At 67.9% G+C, this 18,777-nt stretch carries 15 protein-coding genes; 3 read left to right on the forward strand and 12 right to left on the reverse strand.

Annotated features, from left to right (window positions below; translation table 11 throughout):
• Positions 1-53: 53 nt before the first annotated feature.
• The 10 genes from HAV22_RS00965 to HAV22_RS01010 form a co-directional block, all read right to left on the reverse strand.
• Positions 54-3,167, reverse strand: a complete 3,114-nt coding sequence (locus HAV22_RS00965) for an EAL domain-containing protein (RefSeq protein ID WP_166855580.1) — start codon at positions 3,165-3,167, stop codon at positions 54-56.
• Positions 3,168-3,552: 385 nt separating this feature from the next.
• Entirely contained in the window at positions 3,553-4,524 is a 972-nt protein-coding gene (locus HAV22_RS00970; protein ID WP_229420998.1) for an HDOD domain-containing protein, read from the reverse strand.
• Positions 4,525-4,668: 144 nt separating this feature from the next.
• Positions 4,669-5,244, reverse strand: a complete 576-nt coding sequence (locus tag HAV22_RS00975; RefSeq protein ID WP_166855582.1) for a response regulator — start codon at positions 5,242-5,244, stop codon at positions 4,669-4,671.
• Positions 5,222-6,568 (reverse strand): response regulator c-di-GMP phosphodiesterase, NosR family, encoded by a 1,347-nt coding sequence (gene nosR / locus HAV22_RS00980; RefSeq protein WP_166855584.1) that lies wholly within the window; start codon positions 6,566-6,568, stop codon positions 5,222-5,224. The genes HAV22_RS00975 and nosR overlap by 23 nt, the downstream gene beginning before the upstream one ends.
• Positions 6,565-7,488 (reverse strand): ATP-binding protein, encoded by a 924-nt coding sequence (locus HAV22_RS00985; RefSeq protein ID WP_166855585.1) that lies wholly within the window; start codon positions 7,486-7,488, stop codon positions 6,565-6,567. The genes nosR and HAV22_RS00985 overlap by 4 nt, the downstream gene beginning before the upstream one ends.
• Positions 7,478-8,332 (reverse strand): HDOD domain-containing protein, encoded by an 855-nt coding sequence (locus HAV22_RS00990; RefSeq protein ID WP_166855587.1) that lies wholly within the window; start codon positions 8,330-8,332, stop codon positions 7,478-7,480. Before HAV22_RS00990 ends, HAV22_RS00985 begins: the two co-directional genes overlap by 11 nt.
• Positions 8,329-8,658: a hypothetical protein gene (locus HAV22_RS00995; protein ID WP_166855589.1), complete on the reverse strand. Its 330-nt coding sequence runs from the start codon at positions 8,656-8,658 to the stop codon at positions 8,329-8,331. The genes HAV22_RS00990 and HAV22_RS00995 overlap by 4 nt, the downstream gene beginning before the upstream one ends.
• A gap of 5 nt (positions 8,659-8,663) precedes the next feature.
• On the reverse strand, positions 8,664-11,258 hold the full coding sequence (locus tag HAV22_RS01000) for an EAL domain-containing protein (RefSeq protein ID WP_166855591.1): 2,595 nt from the start codon (positions 11,256-11,258) through the stop codon (positions 8,664-8,666).
• Positions 11,259-11,472: 214 nt separating this feature from the next.
• Complete coding sequence (locus HAV22_RS01005) at positions 11,473-12,075, reverse strand: nitroreductase family protein (protein ID WP_229420999.1); 603 nt, start codon at positions 12,073-12,075, stop codon at positions 11,473-11,475.
• Between the two features lie 92 nt (positions 12,076-12,167).
• Positions 12,168-13,586: a DUF3943 domain-containing protein gene (locus HAV22_RS01010; RefSeq protein WP_166855593.1), complete on the reverse strand. Its 1,419-nt coding sequence runs from the start codon at positions 13,584-13,586 to the stop codon at positions 12,168-12,170.
• A 193-nt stretch (positions 13,587-13,779) separates the two neighbouring features.
• Here HAV22_RS01010 and HAV22_RS01015 point away from each other — a divergent pair, with 193 nt between their 5' ends.
• Entirely contained in the window at positions 13,780-14,577 is a 798-nt protein-coding gene (locus HAV22_RS01015; protein WP_166855595.1) for a COG4705 family protein, read from the forward strand.
• Positions 14,578-14,591: 14 nt separating this feature from the next.
• On the opposite strand, the gene HAV22_RS01020 is transcribed toward HAV22_RS01015, so the two are convergent.
• Positions 14,592-15,548, reverse strand: coding sequence for a sensor domain-containing diguanylate cyclase (locus tag HAV22_RS01020; protein ID WP_166855597.1), 957 nt, complete (start codon positions 15,546-15,548; stop codon positions 14,592-14,594).
• Positions 15,549-15,649: 101 nt separating this feature from the next.
• On the reverse strand, positions 15,650-16,084 hold the full coding sequence (locus HAV22_RS01025; RefSeq protein ID WP_166855598.1) for a GNAT family N-acetyltransferase: 435 nt from the start codon (positions 16,082-16,084) through the stop codon (positions 15,650-15,652).
• Positions 16,085-16,223: 139 nt separating this feature from the next.
• Between HAV22_RS01025 and HAV22_RS01030 the strand changes: the two genes are divergently transcribed.
• Both HAV22_RS01030 and HAV22_RS01035 read left to right on the forward strand, forming a co-directional pair.
• Complete coding sequence (locus tag HAV22_RS01030) at positions 16,224-16,967, forward strand: hypothetical protein (RefSeq protein ID WP_166855600.1); 744 nt, start codon at positions 16,224-16,226, stop codon at positions 16,965-16,967.
• A gap of 475 nt (positions 16,968-17,442) precedes the next feature.
• On the forward strand, positions 17,443-18,777 hold the full coding sequence (locus tag HAV22_RS01035) for a wax ester/triacylglycerol synthase family O-acyltransferase (RefSeq protein WP_371869498.1): 1,335 nt from the start codon (positions 17,443-17,445) through the stop codon (positions 18,775-18,777).

An 18,777-nucleotide genomic window follows, 5' to 3' on the forward strand; every position in this document is an offset into this window, starting at 1 on the left:
CGGCCCGGCCGAACGCGGCCCGGCCGAACGTGGCCCGGCCGAACGCGGCCCGCTCAGTGGCCCGCCGTTCCCCGCTTCGCCTCGAACTCCACGAACGCTTCGCGCACGGCCTCGTCCAGCTCCTCGTCGATCCACGGCTTGGTGAGGAACTTGAAGATCGCGCCCCGGTTCACGGCGTCCGTCACCGACTGCAGGTCCGTGTACCCGGACAGCACCATGCGCACGGCGGCCGGGTACATCTGCTTCACGCGTGCGAGGAATTCGGTGCCGCTCATGCCGCGCATGCGCTGGTCGCACACGATGACGCCGACCTCCGTCGTCGCCAGGATCTCGAACGCCTCGCGCGCGCTGCTGGCCACGAGCACGCGGTAGCCGTTCTGGCGCATGGAGCGCCGGATCGCCGTCAGCAGGTTGACCTCGTCGTCCACGTACAGCAAGGTGCGGTGGTACGGCTGCGGCGAGAGCTTGCCGAGATCGAGCGCCTTGTCGTCGCGCAGCATGCGCGCGCACTCGTCCGCGGGCGAGGGGCGGCCGAACAGATAGCCCTGGATCTCGTTGCAGCCGTTCTGCGCCAGCAGCGCCAGCTGCCCTTCCGTCTCGACGCCTTCCGCGATCACCTCGAGCCGCAGGCCGTGGCCCATCGCGACGACGGCGCGCGCGATCGCCAGGTCGTCCGGGTCGGACGTCAGGTCGCGCACGAACGACTGGTCGAGCTTCAACCGGTCGACGGGGAAGCGTTTGAGGTAGTTCAGGTTCGAATAGCCGGTGCCGAAATCGTCGATGGCGAGGCGCACGCCCATTGCCTTCAGCTCGCACAGGATGTCGACGGTCTTCTGCGGGTCTTCCATCGACGCGCTTTCCGTCAGCTCCAGCTCGAGCAGCCTGGGCTCCAGCCCCGTCTCGGCGAGGATGCGGCCGACCGTCTCCACGACCCGTTCCGAAAACTGGCGCGCCGACAGGTTCACCGACACCGGCACGGCGCGCAGGCCCGCGCGCTGCCACGCGCAAGACTGCTCGCACGCGCGCCGCAGCACGCGCTCGCCGATCGCGAGGATCAGCCCCGTCTCTTCCGCCAGCGCGATGAAGCGGCCCGGCGGGATCAGGCCCTGCTCCGGGTGCTGCCAGCGCAGCAGCGCCTCGAAGCCGATGATCTTGCCCGTCGACAGACTCGCCTGCGGCTGGTAATGCACGACGAGCTCGTCGCGCTCGAGCGCGCGCCGCAGCGCGTTCTCGAAGCGGAAGCGCTCGTGGACGCCGTCGTTGAGTTCCGGGCGGTAGAACGCGTAGCGCTCGTCCTTGCTGGCCAGCGCGCGCTGCAGCGCGGCCTCGGCGTCCTGCGTGAGGCCATCGTAGTCGTCGGCGTCGTTCGGGAACAGCGCGATGCCGACGCACGGGTCCAGGTGGACTTCTTCGTCGCCGTGCACGAACACCAGGTCCATCCGGTCCAGCACGTCGCGCGCGAGCGCGGCCAGCTCCGCCTCGTTCGAGCGCAGCGCGACCAGCGCGAACGTGCGCTCGCCCGTGCGCGCGACCGTGAGATCGGCCTCGCCCAGATCGCCCAGGCGCGCGGCCACCTGGCGCAGCAACGACTGCTCCGCGTCCAGGCCCAGGCTCGCGCGGATCACCTGCAGGCGCGTCAGCCGCAGCAGCATGAGGCCCAGCAGCGGCTTGCCGTCGTTGACCCTGGCCTGCATCTGGCGCACGCGGTCGCGCAGCAGCACATCGTTCGGCAGGCCCGTCTCACGGTCGAAGTTCGAAAGGTAGCGCAGGCTTTCCTCGGCGCGGCGCAGCTCCGTCACGTCCATGCCCGTCGTGACGACGTATTGCACGGCGCCGTCGGCGCGGCGCAGCATCGTCGACGACCAGATCACGGCGCGCACGCTGCCGTCGCGCGCCACCCACTCGCCGCTTTGCTGGACGGGGACGGCGCCGGCGGGCGACGCGTTGATTTCCACGGGCGCGCTGTCGGCACGGCGGAACAGGTCGCGGAACGGCCGGCCCAGCACCTCGTCGGCGCGCCAGCCGGAACTCTGCTCACAGGCCGGGTTGAACAGCCGGATATTGCCGTCGCCGTCCAGCACGCACACGAGCGCGCCGCTCAGGTTGACCACGGCCGACAGCAACGCCCGTTCCGACTCCAGCGCGGCCGTGCGCTCGTCCACGAGGCGCTCCATGTTCCCGTACAGGTGCGCGCGCTCGATGGCGACGGCGATCTGGCTGCCGACCGTCTCGAGCACTTGCCGGTCGTCGTCGGCCAGTGCGCCGTCGGCGATCGTCAGGCACATCATCCCGCGGCTGCGCACGCCCGTCGTCAACGGCACGCGCACACTGGGCTCGCCGCGGCACGTGGCGCGCGCCACGACGGCCGGCTGCCCGGCCGCGGGCGCAGCGGCGCAGTCGCACGGGTCGACAACGGCGCCGCTGGCATCGCGCGCCACCGCGAACGACGGCCTGCCGTCATGGTCGAGCAGGTGGATCGTCGCGCCCGACACGCCCGGCAGGTCGAGCACGCGGTCGAGCGCGCGCTCGGCCACGTCCTGCTCCGACAGCACGGGGTTGATCGCCTCGGCGACGCGGTACAGGCCTTCGAGCGACTGGTACGAGTGGGCGATGCGCTCCTGCTGGGCGCGCAACTGCTCCGTCATGTGGATCGCTTCCTCGTACGTCGAGATCAGGAGGTCGAAGATCTGCTGGCGCTCCGCCGTGATGAAATGCGTCTGCCCGCCCAGGTTGATCTTCATGCCCAGCTGCACCCGCTCGTTCGAGCGCAGCGCGCGGTTGGCGAGGATGAAGCGGATGCGCCCCAGCAGGTAGTCGGCCTCGAACGGCTTGCGGATGAAATTGTCGGCGCCGCAGTCCAGGCCCTTGATCACGTCGTACAGGCTGCTGAGGGACGTCAGCAGGATCACGGGGATGTCGCGCAACCCCTCGTCGTGCTTGATCGCCTTGCACATCTCGAAGCCGTCCATGCGGGGCATGGCGATGTCCGTCACGACCAGCGTGGGCGGTTGCTGTCGGACCGACTCCAGGCCGGCGCGCCCGTCGGCGGCGACGCGCACGCGGTAGCCCGCCGTCTCGAGCAGCCGGGCCAGCTGGCGGGCCTGGGTCGCGCTGTCCTCGACGACCAGGATCTCGATGTCGTTGCGGTTGTCGGGTGACGTGCTCATAGCGGCTCACCATGCGCGCCCTGCCGCGGGCGCATCGACAAAGCCGCTTCGGGCGCAAAAGCGGATGAAACCATGACGGACTCCTGTCGGCGTGAGTGCCATGCGACCGATGGCATTCTGCTCACACGATTCGATCCTAGCGGACCTCGGCGAAGGCGTCTCAGGCGGACGCGACTGTCATGCACTACAAATGCGCACGTAAAGATCGCAATACTGAGCTTTACACGCGGATTTCATGAAATTTCTGTTAATAAGGCGCAATTCGGCGCCTTGCACGGCTCAAAAGCGGCATTTGTGTCGTAAATTAAACGACAGCCGTTATCGATAAATTGTTGCTAAAAATTGACATTCATCGATGCGGGCGCCATGCATACGTGCCCCCACATCAGGCTTCCAGATGGCTCAGCTTGCCGAGGCAGCGGCGCTGGAAGCTGTCGAGCCCATCCGTCACGAGGTCGTCGTCCTCAGCCACGACGGCCGCGTCGATCAGCAGGCGCAGCTTGGCGATGCGGTCGCCCAGCGAGAGGGCCTGCGCGAGGTGGAGCTCGCCCGGATCGCCCGCGTGCGCAATCGCCTCCGTGACTTCTTGCGGGAATTCCCAGTGGCGCGCGATGCCGGCCGACAGTTGCCGGCCGCACGCCAGCAATTCGTGGGCGAAGTCGTCCCCGCCGGGAATCGTGCCGTTCGGGCAGACGCCGTCGGCCAGGCGGAACGCAACGATCAGCCCGACGTTCTGCATCAGGCCCGCCAGATAGGCTTCGAACACGCCGGCCGTGAGCCCCGGCGCGACGAGGCTCGCCGCCAGCGCGCACCGTTCCGACTGCCCCCACACGTGCGGCGCGGCGCGGCGCGAAAAGCCGTCCGCCTGCATCTTGATGATGGGGCGGAATGCGACACGGGCCAGCAGCATGCGCAAGCCGTTCTGACCCAGCATCATGATGGCGGCCTCGACCGTCTTCACCTGCGTCATGGGGCGGTAGTAGGCGCTGTTCGCCTCGCGGATCACTTCCGCGGTGAGCACGACGTCCTGCACGACGAGGCGCGACAGTTCGGATGCCGACACGTCTTCCTCGGCCAGGCTGTTGAGCAGCTGCGGAATCACCTCGGGCACGCGCGGCACGAGCCCGGCCGCCTCTTCCGGGCGCGCCGTCAGGCCGCGCACCTGGTCGAGGATCGTCGCCTGCACCTCGGCAGCCGCCTCGTAGCGCGCGCTACCCGTCAGCCAGCGGTAGTACGCGGCGTCGATCTCGTGGCTGATGCGCTCGGCCTGCCGCGCCTGCTGCCGGGCCTGCGCGGCGGCGTCCACCTGGCTGGCGCCGCTGTCCGCGCCACCCATTAAACGAGATAAGAAACCCATGAGATATCACCCCTTGGCAAAACGGTTGAACCGATCGGTCCCGGATTATGCCAAAAAAATTCCGTATTGCAACTATATTAGTCCCGCGGCATCGGATTGCCAATGCCCGGGCATGAATTTGTCGGGGCCGTGCGGCCCGCGCGGTCAGAACAGGCGGATGTTGCCATCCTCGTCCCAATCCACGCGCGTGATGCCCGGCTCCTCCTGCTCGAGCCGGCGCAGCACGGCCTCCTGGGCGTCGTCCGGGGCGTCGTCGAGCACGGCGACAGGCACGGCGGTAGGCACGGCGGTAGGCACGGCGGTAGGCACGGCCGGCTTGGCCTTGTTTGACGCCGCCAGCTGGTCGCGCCGCGCGAACCCCTCCGTGACCGTCGCCACGAGTTCCTCCTGCTCCCACGGCTTGGCCAGGTAGCGGAACACCTCGGCGCGGTTGACGGCGGCGACGATGTCGAGGATTTCCGTCGTGGCGCTGACGACGATGCGGATCGCGTCCGGCTGCAGTCCCTTGACCAGCTGGAGCACGTCGGCGCCGTTCAGGCCCGGCATGCGGTAGTCCGAGATGACGACGTCGAAGTCCTGCTCGCCCGCGCGGTGCACGGCCAGTTCCGGCTCGTCGAAGGCTTCGATCACGACGTCGTCCTGCGGGAACGCGGCGCGCAGCGTGCGCCGCAGCGCGGCCAGCACGGACGGCTCATCGTCAAGAATGAGTATGCGGCGCATCCGCGGCCCCCGATTTCACGAACAATTGCAATTCACTGCCGGCGCGGCGTTCGAACTCGGCGAGCTGCTTCAGCATGCGCTCGCTCAGCACGTGGTCGGCCGACAGCAGCAGCGCGCCTTCCGCGGACAGCAGGTCGCGGCTCAACACCATGCCGGGCTTGAGCTGCGCCACGCCCACGGCGATTTCCGGGATCACCTCCGCGATGGTGCGGCCCGTGCGGATATCGTAGAACGCCTCGACGACGCTTGGGTCGTAGCGCTTGCCGCGGCTTTCGGCCACCAGCTCCGTCGCCTGCGCAGCGTCCATGCGCCGCTGCGCGAGCACGCCCTGCTGCAGCGACTCGAAGTCGTGGGCGACGGCGAGGATGCGCGCGCCGAGCGGGATGTCGAAGCCCGCCGCCCCTTCCGGGAAGCCGGCACCGTCGAACCGTTCGCGGTGGGCGCGGATGATGCGCGCGGCCTCGCGCAATTCCTCGAGCGGCATCAGGAGCTCCTCGCCGAGGTGCGGGTACTTGCGGTACAGGCCCAGGTTGTCGCCCTTCAGCAGCGATTCCGGAATGCCGATCAGCGTGTCGGGGAATCCCGTCTTGCCGATTTCGTGCAGCAGGCCGGCCACGAACACGTCCTGCGCCTCGCGCGCGGTGAGCCCCATGCGCAGCGCGATCCGGCGGGCCAGGTCGGCGACGCGGCGCCCGTGCCCGGCGACTGCGCCGCTGCGCATCTCGGTCAGGCTCGACAACACCTTGATCAAGGTGAGGAAGTTCGTCTTCAGGCGCTCGTGCGATGCCTGCAGGGATTTCTGGGCCGAGGTGAGCTCCGCCGTGCGCTCGCGCACACGCTGCTCGAGCGTCGCGTTCAATTCGCGCAGCTGGTCGTTCTGTTCCTTCGTCAGCGCTTCCAGCCGCACCTTTTCACGCTGCAGCGCCTGCCGTTCGAACGCGTCGCGGATGATCAGGAGGATGGCGTCCTCGTTCCACGGCTTCGTGATGTAGCGATAGACCTCGCCGCGGTTGATGGCGCCGACCGTCGCCTCGTGGTCGGCATGGCCCGTCAGCAGCAGGCGCAAGGTATCGGGCCAGCGCTGGCGCACGGTCTCCAGGAATTCCGTGCCGTTCACCTCGGGCATCTGCATGTCGGAGATCACGATGTCGACGCGCTCCTCCTCCAGCACGGCCCAGCCGGCAGCGGCGCTGCCCGCGCACAGCACGCGGTAATTCTCCCTGCGGAACAGGCGCCGCAGCGACGCCAGGATGTTCGGCTCGTCGTCGACGCAGAGGATCGTGCCCACGGGCTCGTCCAAGGTCATGGCCGCACTCGTATTCATGCCAGCTTCTCCGTACTGTCGTCCGCGTCGGGTTGCCGGATCGGCAGTTCGATGCGGAACGTCGTCCCGACGCCCTCCTCGCTCTGCATGTCGATCCGGCCGCGGTGCTTTTGTATGATGCCATAGGACAGCGACAGGCCGAGGCCCGTGCCGGTGCCGATGGGCTTGGTCGTGAAGAACGGGTCGAAAATGCGCGACTGGATCGCCTGCGGGATGCCGCACCCGTTGTCCGCGATCTCGATCCACACGTTGCCGCCGGACGCGCCCGTGCGGACCGTGATCCGTCCGCGCCGGCCCTCGATTGCCTGGGCGCCGTTGACGACGATATTCATGATGACCTGGTTGATCTGCGACGGGAGGCATTCGACCTCCGGGATCGCGCCGTATTCCTTGACGATGTCGGCCTTGTACTTGACTTCGTTGTTGACGATGTTCAGCGTGGAGTCGATGCCCTGGTGCAGGTCGGCCCACTGCCACTGCTGGTGCGCGTCGACGCGCGAGAAATCCTTCAGGTCCTGCACGATCTTGCGCACCCGTTCGATGCCGTCGCGGGACTCGGCCATCAGCGCCAGTACGTCCTCCTGCAGGAACGCGAGGTCCACCTGCTCGCGCAGGTCGGCGATGCCACGGGCGACGTCCGGGTCCGCGATGAACGGTTCGGCCTCCTCGTACCGGGCCAGCACGCGCAGCAGGCTCGCGACATACGTCTGCAACGTGCCGAAATTCGAGAACACGAAGCTGATCGGGTTGTTGATCTCGTGCGCCACGCCGGCCGCGAGCTGGCCGATCGACGCGAGCTTTTCCGACTGGAGCAGCTGTGCCTGGGCCATGGACAGCTGTTCGTTCAGCGCCGTCAGCTCGGCCTCGACCGCTGCCCGCTCCGCCCCGTCCACCTTGTCGATATCGACGTTATCGTTCATGATCCTTGCTTCCCATCAGCAGGCGGCACGCTTCCGCGAACTGTACTTCCGTCTCGCGGCAGGCGGCCAGCAGGTGTGAATCGGTGAGGCCCAGGCTGTCCCAGGCCGCGTCCAGCAGCGGCGGCACGGCGGCGTGCACTGCACCGTCCAGGTCGAGCGCCAGCACCACCGCATTGGCCGCGTGCACGACGCCGGGAATGTCGGCGAGGTCGGCGCCGGCCGGCGCGTGGTGGTTGCCGATCGCGCGCCGGATCACGGCCGGGAAATTCCACGCCTCGGCCAACATTTGCCCGGCACGCTCGTGGTCCACGCCGAGGATGCGCAGCTCGGCCTCGCCGAGCGTCGCCTCGTCGGCCCCACACTCGTCGAGCACGCGCGCGTACTCGACGGGAAAACCCACGGCCAATACGAGCCGGCCGATGTCGTGCAGCAGGCCCGCGATGAACGCGGCATCGCGATCCAGGCCCGCGTGGCGTGCCAGGCTGCGTGCGCACACCGCCGTTGCGATCGAATGGCGCCAGAATTCCGCGACGCGGGGATGGTGCGCACCGCCGAAGTGATCGATGACCTTGCTCGCGACGGCCAGCGCGCGCGCATTGTCGAACCCCAGCACGAGAACGGCCTGCCTGACCGTCTTGACCTTCGCGGGCAGGCCATAGAACGACGAGTTCGCGATGCGCAGGATCTTCGCCGCCATGCCCTGGTCCATCGACATCTTGTCCGCCAAGGTCGTCACGTCGATGTCGTCGCGTCCGAAGGCACTGATCAGGTCGAGCACGATGGACGGCAGGGCCGGCAGGTCGCGCAAATTGTTCACCACGAAGGCGACGTCGCGTGCCGTCATGACAGCCCCGCCAGGCGGTACTGCTCGACGACGAGGCGCAACTTGCCGTTCGCGGGCCCGTCGCCCGCGTGCCGGCACAAGTACGCCAGGCGCGCCCGCACGCGCGCGCGCTCCGCCGCGAGATGATCCTGCGCAGTGTCGCCATGGTGCACGTCGGCGACGACGAGGAGCGTCGCGACGCCGCGCCGGGCAAGCGCACGCAGCATCGCGCCGTCCAGCACCGTGGCCCGGGCCAGGAGGACGTTGCCCGCCGCGTCGCGCACGTCGTCGTGCAGGACCGTGCCTGCGCGGGCCTCGTCGACGGGAACTGCTCGGAACCGTGTCATCGTCGTCATGCCGCCAAGGTGACCGCGATCAGCCAGCCGCGCGACTGGCTGCCGCTGCCCATCGGCTGCACGCTGGCCGCGAAGCGCTTGCCGTCCTGCTCGTAGTCGAACGAAAACCCGACGCCGCGCGCCATGCGGTCCGGCAGGTCGGGGAACAGCTGGCGCACGTCGCCGCCAAGCAGCGGCCCGCGCCCCGCGAACATGCCTTGCGCGGCCCGGTTCGCGAGCACGACGATACCGAGGTCGTCGCTGGCAAGCACTGGCACGGGCACATTGTCCAGGGCCTCATGGACGATGTCCAGGCTGATCTCGCCGCGCTCGATTTCGCTTTGCTGGCGCGCCAGCACCGTCTCGAGCTGGCGGTTCACGGCGGCGAGTTTCTGGTTCGCCGTGCGCACCTGCAGCGCGAGCAGGCGGTTCTCGTTGGCCATCGCGCTGTACGCGACGGCTTCCTGGATGTGGCTACGAAGTTGCTCGTCGTCCCACGGCTTCGTGAGGAATTTGTAGATGGCGCCCGCATTGACGGCATCCGTCACCGTCTGCAACTCCGTGAAGCCGGACAGCACGATGCGCACGGTGTCCGGGTACGACTGTCGCACCTTGCGCAGGAATTCGACGCCGGTCATCTCCGGCATGCGCTGGTCCGACACGATCACGTCGACGACGTTCTCCGCCAGGATCTGCAGGCCCTCGCTGCCGCTGTTCGCCGTGAGGATGCGGTAGCCGTCGCCGCGCAGCAGGCGCCGCAGCGACGACAGGATGCTCGGCTCGTCGTCCACGAGCAGCAACGTGGGTTGCGTGCGGTTGAAGCGCAGCAGGCGCGGCGCCAGGCCGGCGCCCGCCTGCAGCATGGCCGTCATGGCGTCGAGGGGCAACGGAGGCGCCACGTAGCCGCCCTGCACCTCGTCGCACATGTGGCGCGACAGGAATTCGCACTGCGGTTCCCGCTCGACGCCGTCGGCGACGACGCGCATGCCCAGGCTGTGGCCCATCGTGACGATGGCGTTCACCACGGCGGCGGCGCCCTCGTCGTCCGGCACGCGCGTGAGGAACGAGCCGTCGATCTTGAGCACGTCGAGCGGCAGGCGCTGCAGGTTGGCGAGGCTGGAATAGCCGGTGCCGAAGCCCGCGAGGCACAGGCGGATGCCGAGGTTGCGCAGCGCCTGCAGGCACGCGACGGCACGCTCCATGTCGCCCATCAGGAGGTTTTCCGTCAGCCCCAGGTCAAGGCCGTCCGCCGCCAGGCCGGACTCCGCGAGCGCCGCCGCGATCGACTGCTCCAGGTCGCACATCGTGAACTGGTGCGCCGTCAGATTCACGGCAACGCGCACCGCCGTCAGGCCCTGCGCGCGCCAGAGCGCCGCGTGCGTGCACGCCGTGCGCAACACCCAGTTGCCCAGGTCGCCGCTCAAGCCGCATTCGTCGGCGATGCCCGTCAGGGTGGCCGGGGCCACGTTCTCGCCGTCGCGGTCCCAGTGCACGGACGCTTCCACCGCGGTGATCGCGCCCGTCACGAGGTCGACGCGCGGCTGGTAATGGACGTGCAGCTTGCCATCCGCCAGGGCTTCGCGCAGCGCGAAACCGAGGCGCAGCCGCTCGACGTCGGCGCCGTCCGGCGGCGTGTCGTCCCAACGCACCACCCCTGCACCCGCTTCCTTCGCGCGCGCGAGGGCGCGGTCGGCCGCCAGCAGCAGGCCGTCCGCCGTCTGTCCGCTCAAGGGAAACGCGGCGGCGCCGACGGAGCACGTGACGTACACGGCCTGGTCGGCGTGGTCCAACGGCTCCGCCACGGCGCGGACGATGTCCTGGATCGTGGCCGCCGCCTGCGGCTGCTGCCCGCCGTCCAGCAGGATCAGGAATTTGTCGCCCTTGTCGCTGGCGACAGTCGCCTCCGGCCCGGCCGCGCGCTCGATGCGGCGCGCGATCTCGTGCAGGATGCGCTCGCCGCCTTTGCGCCCGACGAGGGCGTTGACCCGTTTGACCTGGTCGGGACGGAGCGCGGCCACCTGCAGCGGATGCTGGGCCCGCGCCGCGCGCCGCAGCGCGTGCTCGAGCCGGTCGCGGAACAGCGCATGGTTCGGCAGGCCCGTCACCACGTCGTGCGTGAGGCTGAACTCCAGATCGCGCTGCGACACGGTTTCCATCGTGACGTCGCTGCCCAGGATCAAGAGTGCCGTGCCGCCTTGCGCCCCGCCGTGCGGGATCGGCTGGGCGACGAAGTCGACGTAGCGCAGCTGGGTGCCGCCATCGGGGCTCGCGAGGCGCACGGGGCGCGCGCTCTGCACGAGGCGTTCGCCCGTCGCCATGGCGCTCTTCAACAGCGGCATGACGCCCTGCGCCGCCACGTCCGGCAGCGCGACGTCGAACGGCAGGCCGACGAGGTCCGCGCGCCCTACCAGGCGCTTGTACGCGTCGTTTGCATGGACAAACACGAAGTCGGGACCGGCGAGGCAAGCGACGAAGCCGGGTGCGTGCTCGAGCCATTCCAGTGCGACGTACCCATCGGGGCACGGCGGCACCGATAACGGGGCGGACCTCGCCGGTCCGCATACGATGCCGCGGTCCGTGGTCGCTGGATGTTGGGTATTGGCTGCGGTCATGGCAGTGTCTAAAGAACTCTCAAGGCTTAAGATAAATCAAGCCGTACACCGGAACTATAAAACATTGCCGTAGAGAATGTTCGTGTATTGCGCCAACTGTGTCATAACAAAGACACTTTCGCTGTCTATATGACAAGCGCCATGCTCGTTTAGGCCATTTCGCGCACGGATGATGTCGCAATTTCTACGACAAAGGCCAAGGCTCCCGCCGACGCTACAGGCTCGAAAAAAATTGTGCCGGCTGCGGACGCGGCCGCGGTGGCTTCATCGCGCCGGCTGTGCCGAAGCCGATGAAACAGATGGCGCGCTCATGCGCGTTCAGGCCCAACATGTGGCGCATGCCGGGCGACTCCAGCGCGCTGCCGCTCGCGAGCCCGCTGGCGTGGCCCAGGGCCTGCGCGGCCAGCAGCATGTTCTGGACCGCGCAGCCCAGCGACACGAGCTTCTCGGTGCCCGGGATGGGCGTCGCGGGATCGTCGACGAGGATCGCGACGAGCAGGCATGGCGCGTGCTGCGCCTTCGCGCGTGCGGCCGCACGCGCCGCGTCGTCGGCCGCCGGGTCGCGCGCGGCGAGCGCTTCCTCGAACACGGTGCCCAGGTCGTCGCGTCGCGTCTGCGGGACGAGCACGAAGCGCCACGGCCGCAGCAGGCCGTGGTCGGGCGCGTGCGCGGCTGCCTCCAGGATGCGCGCCAGCGCCGCGTCGTCGGGCCCCGGCGCCAGGAGCCGGCGCAGGCCGACGTGGCGGCGCGCGGCCAGCAGGTCCCACAAGTCACCGTCCATGGGCGCGGAGACGACTGTTTTTTCGATGCGATGCATGGCCGGGATGCCGTTGAAGGAACGTAAAATATAGCAAGTTTCTCACAACGCGACGAGCAGGGTTGCGACTCCCGCCCCGGCGCGGGCTCACGTCACCAGTTCACGGCGCCGAGGCCGCCGGTCGGCTCATAGCTGTAGTACAGCCCGACCGTGTCGCGCCGCTGCTGCCGTTCCGGTACGCCCGTGAACGAGAACGTGCGGCGCGACGTGATGTACTTCAGCGCCACGGCGTGATGGGCGGCGAACCGATATGTCAGCGACGCGTCGCCGCGGAACACGCGGTCGGTGCCGCCCGTCTCGGGGCTCGTCAGCTTGCCATCGAAGAATTCGCGCGCGGTGGCATCGAGCGACACCTTGTCGCCGCCGATCAGGCGCACCATGACCATCGCCTGCGGCGCGAAGCCGTAGTTGTATTGCCCGCTCGTGCTGGCGCGGATCGTGCCCGTCGACGTATAGCCGACGCCGGCCGACGCATGGCCCTGCACCGCGAGGACATCGGCCAGCCGCCACTGCGCGTTGGTCCCCAGCGACAGGCCCGTGCTGGCCACGCGGAACAGTTGCGGCGCCAGGTAATCGTAGCTGCCGTACAGCCCGACGATGCCGCGCACGGCGCTGCCGGCCGCATACGGTGCGCCGACCAGCAGGCCGCGCGAGGCAAGGCTTTCCACACCCTGCACGTTCGACAGCCGCAGGCGGAACAGGAAATAGTCGAACGGCCGGTGGTACGTGTAGCCCGGTTTGCCGGGCAGGCCGTAGTCGAGGGCGAAATCGGCCGCGAGCTCGTTGCGGCGCGGCGCCAGCGACGGCCCGATGACGCGCCGCGAGATGCCGCCCGCCCCCAGCTGCAGCCGCGTGTAGACGGCCGGGCTGTTGCTGGGCCAGATCGCGCCGGCGCGCCCCGGCTGCACGTAGCGGTTGAACCCCACCGACGGCGCCACGGCGGCCGCGGCGGCCTCGCGCCAGCGCGGCGACAGGCCGTAGCCCTGCTCCAGCACGAGGTTCGCCATCCGGTACAACGACTCGCCGAGGAAGCTGCCGCCGAAGCTCGTCGTGATCTGGTCGTTGCGCGACGGCGTCGTCGTCTCGCCGGCGATCTCCCACACGGCGCTGCCGGCGAACGCATAGCCCAGCGATTCCCAGAACGTCAACCCGTTGCTGCGCGCGAGGCCGAAGTACACGGACCCCTGGTACGGGTGGCCCAGCTGGTTGATCTCGAACGGGTCCTTGTCGACGACCCAGCTGCTGCGCAGGTTGCGCCGGATCGACCCCACGCTCACGCCGTAGTCGTCCGGACGCACGAACGCGTGGTCGATGCGGTTCAGCGCAACCTGGAAGCCGACGATTTCCAGCGCGGCCGCGCCATAGCTTTTGTACGGCCGGTCATCAAGGGTTCGCGCTGCCGGATCGGCCAGCGGGTCCTGCGCGGGCGGTGGGACCGGGTCGTCTGCCCGGGCGGCGCCGGCCGCCAGCGCGAGCAGCACCGCACCATAGATTGTCTTTGTAGTCGTCATGTCGTCAACCCAACGATCGCTCGACCGCACGCGGCCGGATGTTGAATTAAATATAACGAATGTTATCGATTGACGTCGCACGGTAACCCAACGTGGATGCGATCGCGTCGGCGGATACACGACGTTACCGACCCGTCACGCTGGCGGACGCGGCCTTGGGCTAGGATGGCGCATCGTCTTTTCAGGAGTCCGCATGCGCTCAGCAGCCACCGCCCGTGATGGCCATTACGCCGACCTGGCCAAGGTCCCCGCTGTCACCTTGGGATTCTGGATCATCAAGATCCTCGCGACGACGCTCGGCGAGACGGCCGGCGACACCGTCACCATGTCGATGAACCTCGGCTACCTCGCGGGCACCTGCGTGTTCGCGGCCTTGCTGGCGCTCGCGCTGGCCGCGCAGATCCGCGCCAGCCGCTTCCACCCGTTCCTGTTCTGGACCGTCATCGTCGCCACGACGACGGTAGGCACGACATTGGCCGACCTGTGCGACCGCTCGCTCGGCATCGGCTACCTGGGCGGCTCCGCGCTGCTGTGCGCGCTGCTGGCGGCAACCCTGTATGCCTGGCACCGCAACCTCGGCTCCGTATCGATCCAGCGGCTCGACACCCGCGCGGCGGAAATCTTCTACTGGCTCACGATCCTGTTTTCCCAGACGCTCGGCACGGCGCTGGGCGACTGGGTGGCCGATCCGGACGCGGGATGGGGCTTCGGCTATGGCGGCGGTGCCGCGCTGTTCGGCGCCGGGCTGCTCGTCGTCGTCGCGCTGTACCAGTGGCCGCGGGTTTCACGCACCGCACTGTTCTGGGCCGCGTTCATCCTCACGCGGCCCCTGGGTGCGATGGTCGGCGATTATCTCGACAAGCCCGTCGCCGCCGGCGGTCTTGCGCTGAGCCGCTACGCGGCGTCCGGTGCGCTCGTCGCCGGCATGCTCTTGCTCGCGATCCTGCTGCCCCAGCGCGCGGAACGCCTGGAGCGCGTCGCCCGTGATTGAAGCCTTGTCGATCCTTATGCCTCGGCGTCGCACAGCCGGTCGCGCCCGGCGGACTTGGCCTGGTAAAGACGGCGGTCGATCCGGTCGAGAAAGACGCCGGGATCGTCGCCGGCGCCCGGAACGATGGTGCCGACGCCCAGGCTGACGGTCACCAGCCGGCCAGCCCCCGAGCGGGCATGCGGAATCTCCTCTTGTGCCAGCAGCTTGCGGCAGCGCTCGGCCTTGATGCGGGCACCTTCCGCGTCCGTTCCCGGCAGAAGCAGCACGAATTCCTCGCCGCCGAGCCGTGCGCACAAGTGACCGGGATGCGACGCGGCCGTGTCCAGCACCTGGGCCACACGGCGCAGGCACTCGTCGCCTTGCACGTGGCCATAGTGATCGTTGTACTGCTTGAAGTAATCGATGTCGACGATGACGAGCGACAGCGGGTGGCCCGTGTCGCGTGCCTTCGCCCATTGCGCGGGATAGACGGTGTCGAACATGCGCCGGTTGGCGACACCGGTCAGGCTGTCGCGGTACGAGAGGATTTCGAGCTCGCGCTGCAGTTGAAGAATCTTCTCTTCGGCCTGTTTGCGCGCCGTGATGTCGAACATGAAGCCGACGAGGGAACCGACGCTGCCGTCAGGACGACGAACCACATGGACCACGTCCCGGATCCAGACATACTCGCCGTGGCGCGTGATGGCCCGGTAGTCGGCTTCGTGGTCGACGCCCTGCTGCGATTGCGCCACGCAGAAATCGACCGTCTTCTGGCGATCCTCTTCGTGGATGCGGTCGGCCCAGTCGTTCACGGATTGCCAGCTTGCCGGGCTCCACCCCAGCAGCGCTTCGATTTGCGGGCCGATGTACGTGAAACGCATCGTGGCCCAGTCGATCCGCCACGGGATCGCCTTCGTCGATTCCAATAACGTGCGATAGACGCCGGGCTCGTCGCAAGCGACTGGCTGGAAATGGGGCGGTAAGGAAGTCATGGAGTGAGGGCGCGTGACGGTTACCACATTGTGCACCGGACGGGCTGACTTTCGTCAAGGGAAATATGCACCAGTAAGCCGCCCTGCTCCACTTTGCGGAACTACTTCCTATAGATATCCGGCCGATTGACCTGCCAGAACAGATCGGGATTATCCGGCTTCGAGAAGCCGAGCTTCTCGTATAGCCAGGCGGCCGTCGTCGTCGCCAGAAGCAGCCGCCGGTATCGTTCGATGCCCGGGTAGTCCAGCATGCATTCGACGAGCCAGCGTCCCAGTCCCCTGCCCCGATAAGTCTCGATCACGAAGACATCCGCCATGTACGCAAACGTCGCGTAGTCGGTAATGAGCCGCGCGTAGCCGATCTGCCGGCCGCCGTCGTACAGGCCGAAATTCAGGCTGTTCCCGACTGCGTTACGCACGGTCGCTTCATCGATGCCCGCAGCCCAGGTGCTGCGCGTGAGGTAGTCGTGGATCACGCCAAGCTGCAGTCGCGCGTTATCCGTCGACACCAGAAAATCCTCTTTAGTCCACTCCATGAATGTCGTACCCCGCTCAGTTCAGGCTCTGCAAAGTTGCAAATTGTATCGTAATGTTCCGGAAATTAATTTCTGGTTTGACAAGCGTATAGTTGCGCCCGCAGCGCCGATCCAAACACCATTCAAGACTGGAGCAACGATGAGACGCACACCCTTCGCCGCAAGCCTGTTGATGTCCGCCGTGCTGACCGGATGCGGCGGCGGTGGCGGCGCGAACACGCCGGCTCAGGCGTCACCGGCCACGTATTCATTCGTGCGTCCGAAGGCCGGCGCTCACCTGGTCTTTGCCCAAACGCTGACCGACAATCTGAACAGCACGATCAACAGGACGATGACGCAGGACGTCACCGCGGTGAGTGCCGACGGCAGCTTTGCCGTGCATGAGGAAGACCCGTCCCACAATCGAACCGTTTCCGGTTCGGTCGACCACAGCCTGTATCCCACGGACTATCAGTACAACGCCAACGGCCAGGCCGTGTCGTGGGCCGTCACGCCGTCGACGGGCGCCGCCGTCAGTTGCACGGTCACCCAAGGCTATCCGGGTGCGCCGTCACCGCTGACAGCCGGCCAGACGTGGAACACCAACTACGTCGAAACGTGCGGCGCCGGTGCGGGCACTGCAAATACCCAATCGGGGACCTTCGCCGGCGTCGAAACGATCACCATCGCAGCGGGCACGTTCACCGCGTTCAAGTTCACGTCCGTCGTCACGCAGACCGTCAACGGCACGACCCGGACCGAAACCGTGACCCTGTGGCGTGACGCCTCCGGGACGAGCTCGCGCGCGCTGAAATCCACGTCCACGTTCACCTACAGCGGGACCACGCCCGCGGTCCCCGGCGCACTGGTGTCGGAAACGGGCGAACTGCAGGCCTACCAATAGGCGTCGCTGCGGTCATGTCGTGCGCCGCGTGGCCGTCTCGGCGCCGCGCGGCGTCCGCCGCACCGCCAAGCCCCGGAACACTGCGGCCGATATCGCGGCATAGATTACCGCTACAAACAACTCGCCGAAAGGGATGGGTTGACCACCATGGATTGCAGGCAGATCGGGCAACAGATCAATGCCCGCACCGATGAGCCCACCCATGCCCACGTAGTCATCGCTTCCCTCGTTTCAAACCACGCCATGCTACACGCCATTGTGTCGTGATCGACCTCGTCGTCCGCGGACAACGCGCGACACCGTCAAACGCACCCTGCCGACACCGCGCTGACTCCAAAAGGCATCAATTTGGCCTCCAGGAACAAGCACAATCCAAAACAAGTTGTTGCCACTAAATTATTCTTGAGTGAACACCCCGTCGCGCCGCGATCGGCGAGGACAGGGGTGGGAATAAAAAGCACCGAGGAGCGCCCAAGTGAAGAGACAGACCGGCACGCGCATGACGCGGCGTGATTTCGCGTGGTTGCGCATGGATGGCGACCGTAACCTGATGGTCATCAACAGCGTCCTGCTGTTCGCCGGGCCGCTCGACCTGCAGCGGCTGAAGTCGACGATCGCGCAGCGCCTGCCGAACTATCCCCGCTTCACCGAGGTCGTGCGCACGCGCTGGGGCGTGCCGTACTGGGTCAAGGACGACACGTTCGACATCGACGCGCACATCGAGCACCTGCCCGTCGCCGGCGTCACGAGCCGCGACGCGCTGCAGGCGCTCGTGAGCCGCATGGCGCTGGCGCCGCTCGCGGACAACCGTCCGCTGTGGCACATGAGCGTGATCGACCGCGTGGAGGGCGGCCACGCGATCGTGTTCCGCGTCCACCACTGCATCACGGACGGCCTCGGGCTCGTGCACGTGCTGCGCCACCTGACGGACGACACGGACACCCACGGCGCGGCGCTGCCCGCGCGGCGCGACCATCCGCACTGGAGCGTCGGCGCGCGCAGCCCCGCGTGCTTCGTGCTCGGCGCCGGCCTGTCGTGGCTGAAGGTCGCGTACCACATCGCGCGGCTGGCCGTGCTGCCGTTCGATGCGCGCACCCGGCTCAAACACAAGATGGCCGGCGCCAAGCAGCTCGTCTGGCTGCCGCCGATCGCGCTGTGGCAGGTGCACGACCTCGCCCGCAAGATGGGCGCGACGATCAACGACGTGTGGGTGGCGGCCGTCTCCGGCGCGCTGCGCACCTACCTGCTGGAGCGCGGCGAGAAGGTCGACGAGGGCACCTTGCGCGCCGCCGTCACGTTCAACCTGCGCGAGAAGAGCAATGCGTTCCAGCTCGGGAACGAATTCGGGCTCGTCGCAGTCGCGCTGCCGACCGACGTCGCCAGCCCGCTGGAGCGGCTGCGCCTGTCGAGCGCGCGCATGAACGCCATCAAGCGCTCGCACCAGCCGCGCGCCACGATGGCCTTCCTGTCGATCGCCGGCGCCCTGCCGCGCGCACTGCAGCGGCTCGCGCTGAACCTGTTCACGTCGAAGGGCTCCGTCGTGCTGACGAATATCGAAGGACCGGCCAGCACCCGCTTCCTCGCGGGCGCGCGCATGACGGACGTGATCTGCTGGGTGCCGCAGGCGGGCATGATCGGCGTCGGACTGGCCCTCATTTCGTACGCGGGCCAGATGCAGCTGGCACTGTTCGTCGACCAGGCCATGGTGCCCGATCCGGAGCGCCTGATGGCCTTGACGCACGACGCCTTCGAGGAACTCGGCCGCGAGACGGGCTCCGGGCTGGACGTGCGCCAGCGCCGCTCGGCCTGA

Origin of the sequence: Telluria antibiotica (genome assembly GCF_011682055.1) — a bacterium.
GTDB classification, from domain to species: Bacteria; Pseudomonadota; Gammaproteobacteria; order Burkholderiales; family Burkholderiaceae_D; genus Telluria; species Telluria antibiotica.

Excerpts from the sequence above, each read along its gene's own strand:
- HAV22_RS01030 (WP_166855600.1), top strand. The coding sequence starts at position 16,224 with ATGAGACGCACACCCTTCGCCGCAAGCCTGTTGATGTCCGCCGTGCTG.
- HAV22_RS00970 (WP_229420998.1), bottom strand. The coding sequence starts at position 4,524 with ATGGGTTTCTTATCTCGTTTAATGGGTGGCGCGGACAGCGGCGCCAGC.
- HAV22_RS01005 (WP_229420999.1), bottom strand. The coding sequence starts at position 12,075 with ATGCATCGCATCGAAAAAACAGTCGTCTCCGCGCCCATGGACGGTGAC.
- HAV22_RS01015 (WP_166855595.1), top strand. The coding sequence starts at position 13,780 with ATGCGCTCAGCAGCCACCGCCCGTGATGGCCATTACGCCGACCTGGCC.
- HAV22_RS00985 (WP_166855585.1), bottom strand. The coding sequence starts at position 7,488 with ATGAACGATAACGTCGATATCGACAAGGTGGACGGGGCGGAGCGGGCA.
- HAV22_RS00995 (WP_166855589.1), bottom strand. The coding sequence starts at position 8,658 with ATGACACGGTTCCGAGCAGTTCCCGTCGACGAGGCCCGCGCAGGCACG.
- HAV22_RS00975 (WP_166855582.1), bottom strand. The coding sequence starts at position 5,244 with ATGCGCCGCATACTCATTCTTGACGATGAGCCGTCCGTGCTGGCCGCG.
- HAV22_RS01010 (WP_166855593.1), bottom strand. The coding sequence starts at position 13,586 with ATGACGACTACAAAGACAATCTATGGTGCGGTGCTGCTCGCGCTGGCG.
- HAV22_RS00990 (WP_166855587.1), bottom strand. The coding sequence starts at position 8,332 with ATGACGGCACGCGACGTCGCCTTCGTGGTGAACAATTTGCGCGACCTG.
- HAV22_RS01020 (WP_166855597.1), bottom strand. The coding sequence starts at position 15,548 with ATGACTTCCTTACCGCCCCATTTCCAGCCAGTCGCTTGCGACGAGCCC.
- HAV22_RS01025 (WP_166855598.1), bottom strand. The coding sequence starts at position 16,084 with ATGGAGTGGACTAAAGAGGATTTTCTGGTGTCGACGGATAACGCGCGA.
- nosR (WP_166855584.1), bottom strand. The coding sequence starts at position 6,568 with ATGAATACGAGTGCGGCCATGACCTTGGACGAGCCCGTGGGCACGATC.
- HAV22_RS01000 (WP_166855591.1), bottom strand. The coding sequence starts at position 11,258 with ATGACCGCAGCCAATACCCAACATCCAGCGACCACGGACCGCGGCATC.
- HAV22_RS00965 (WP_166855580.1), bottom strand. The coding sequence starts at position 3,167 with ATGAGCACGTCACCCGACAACCGCAACGACATCGAGATCCTGGTCGTC.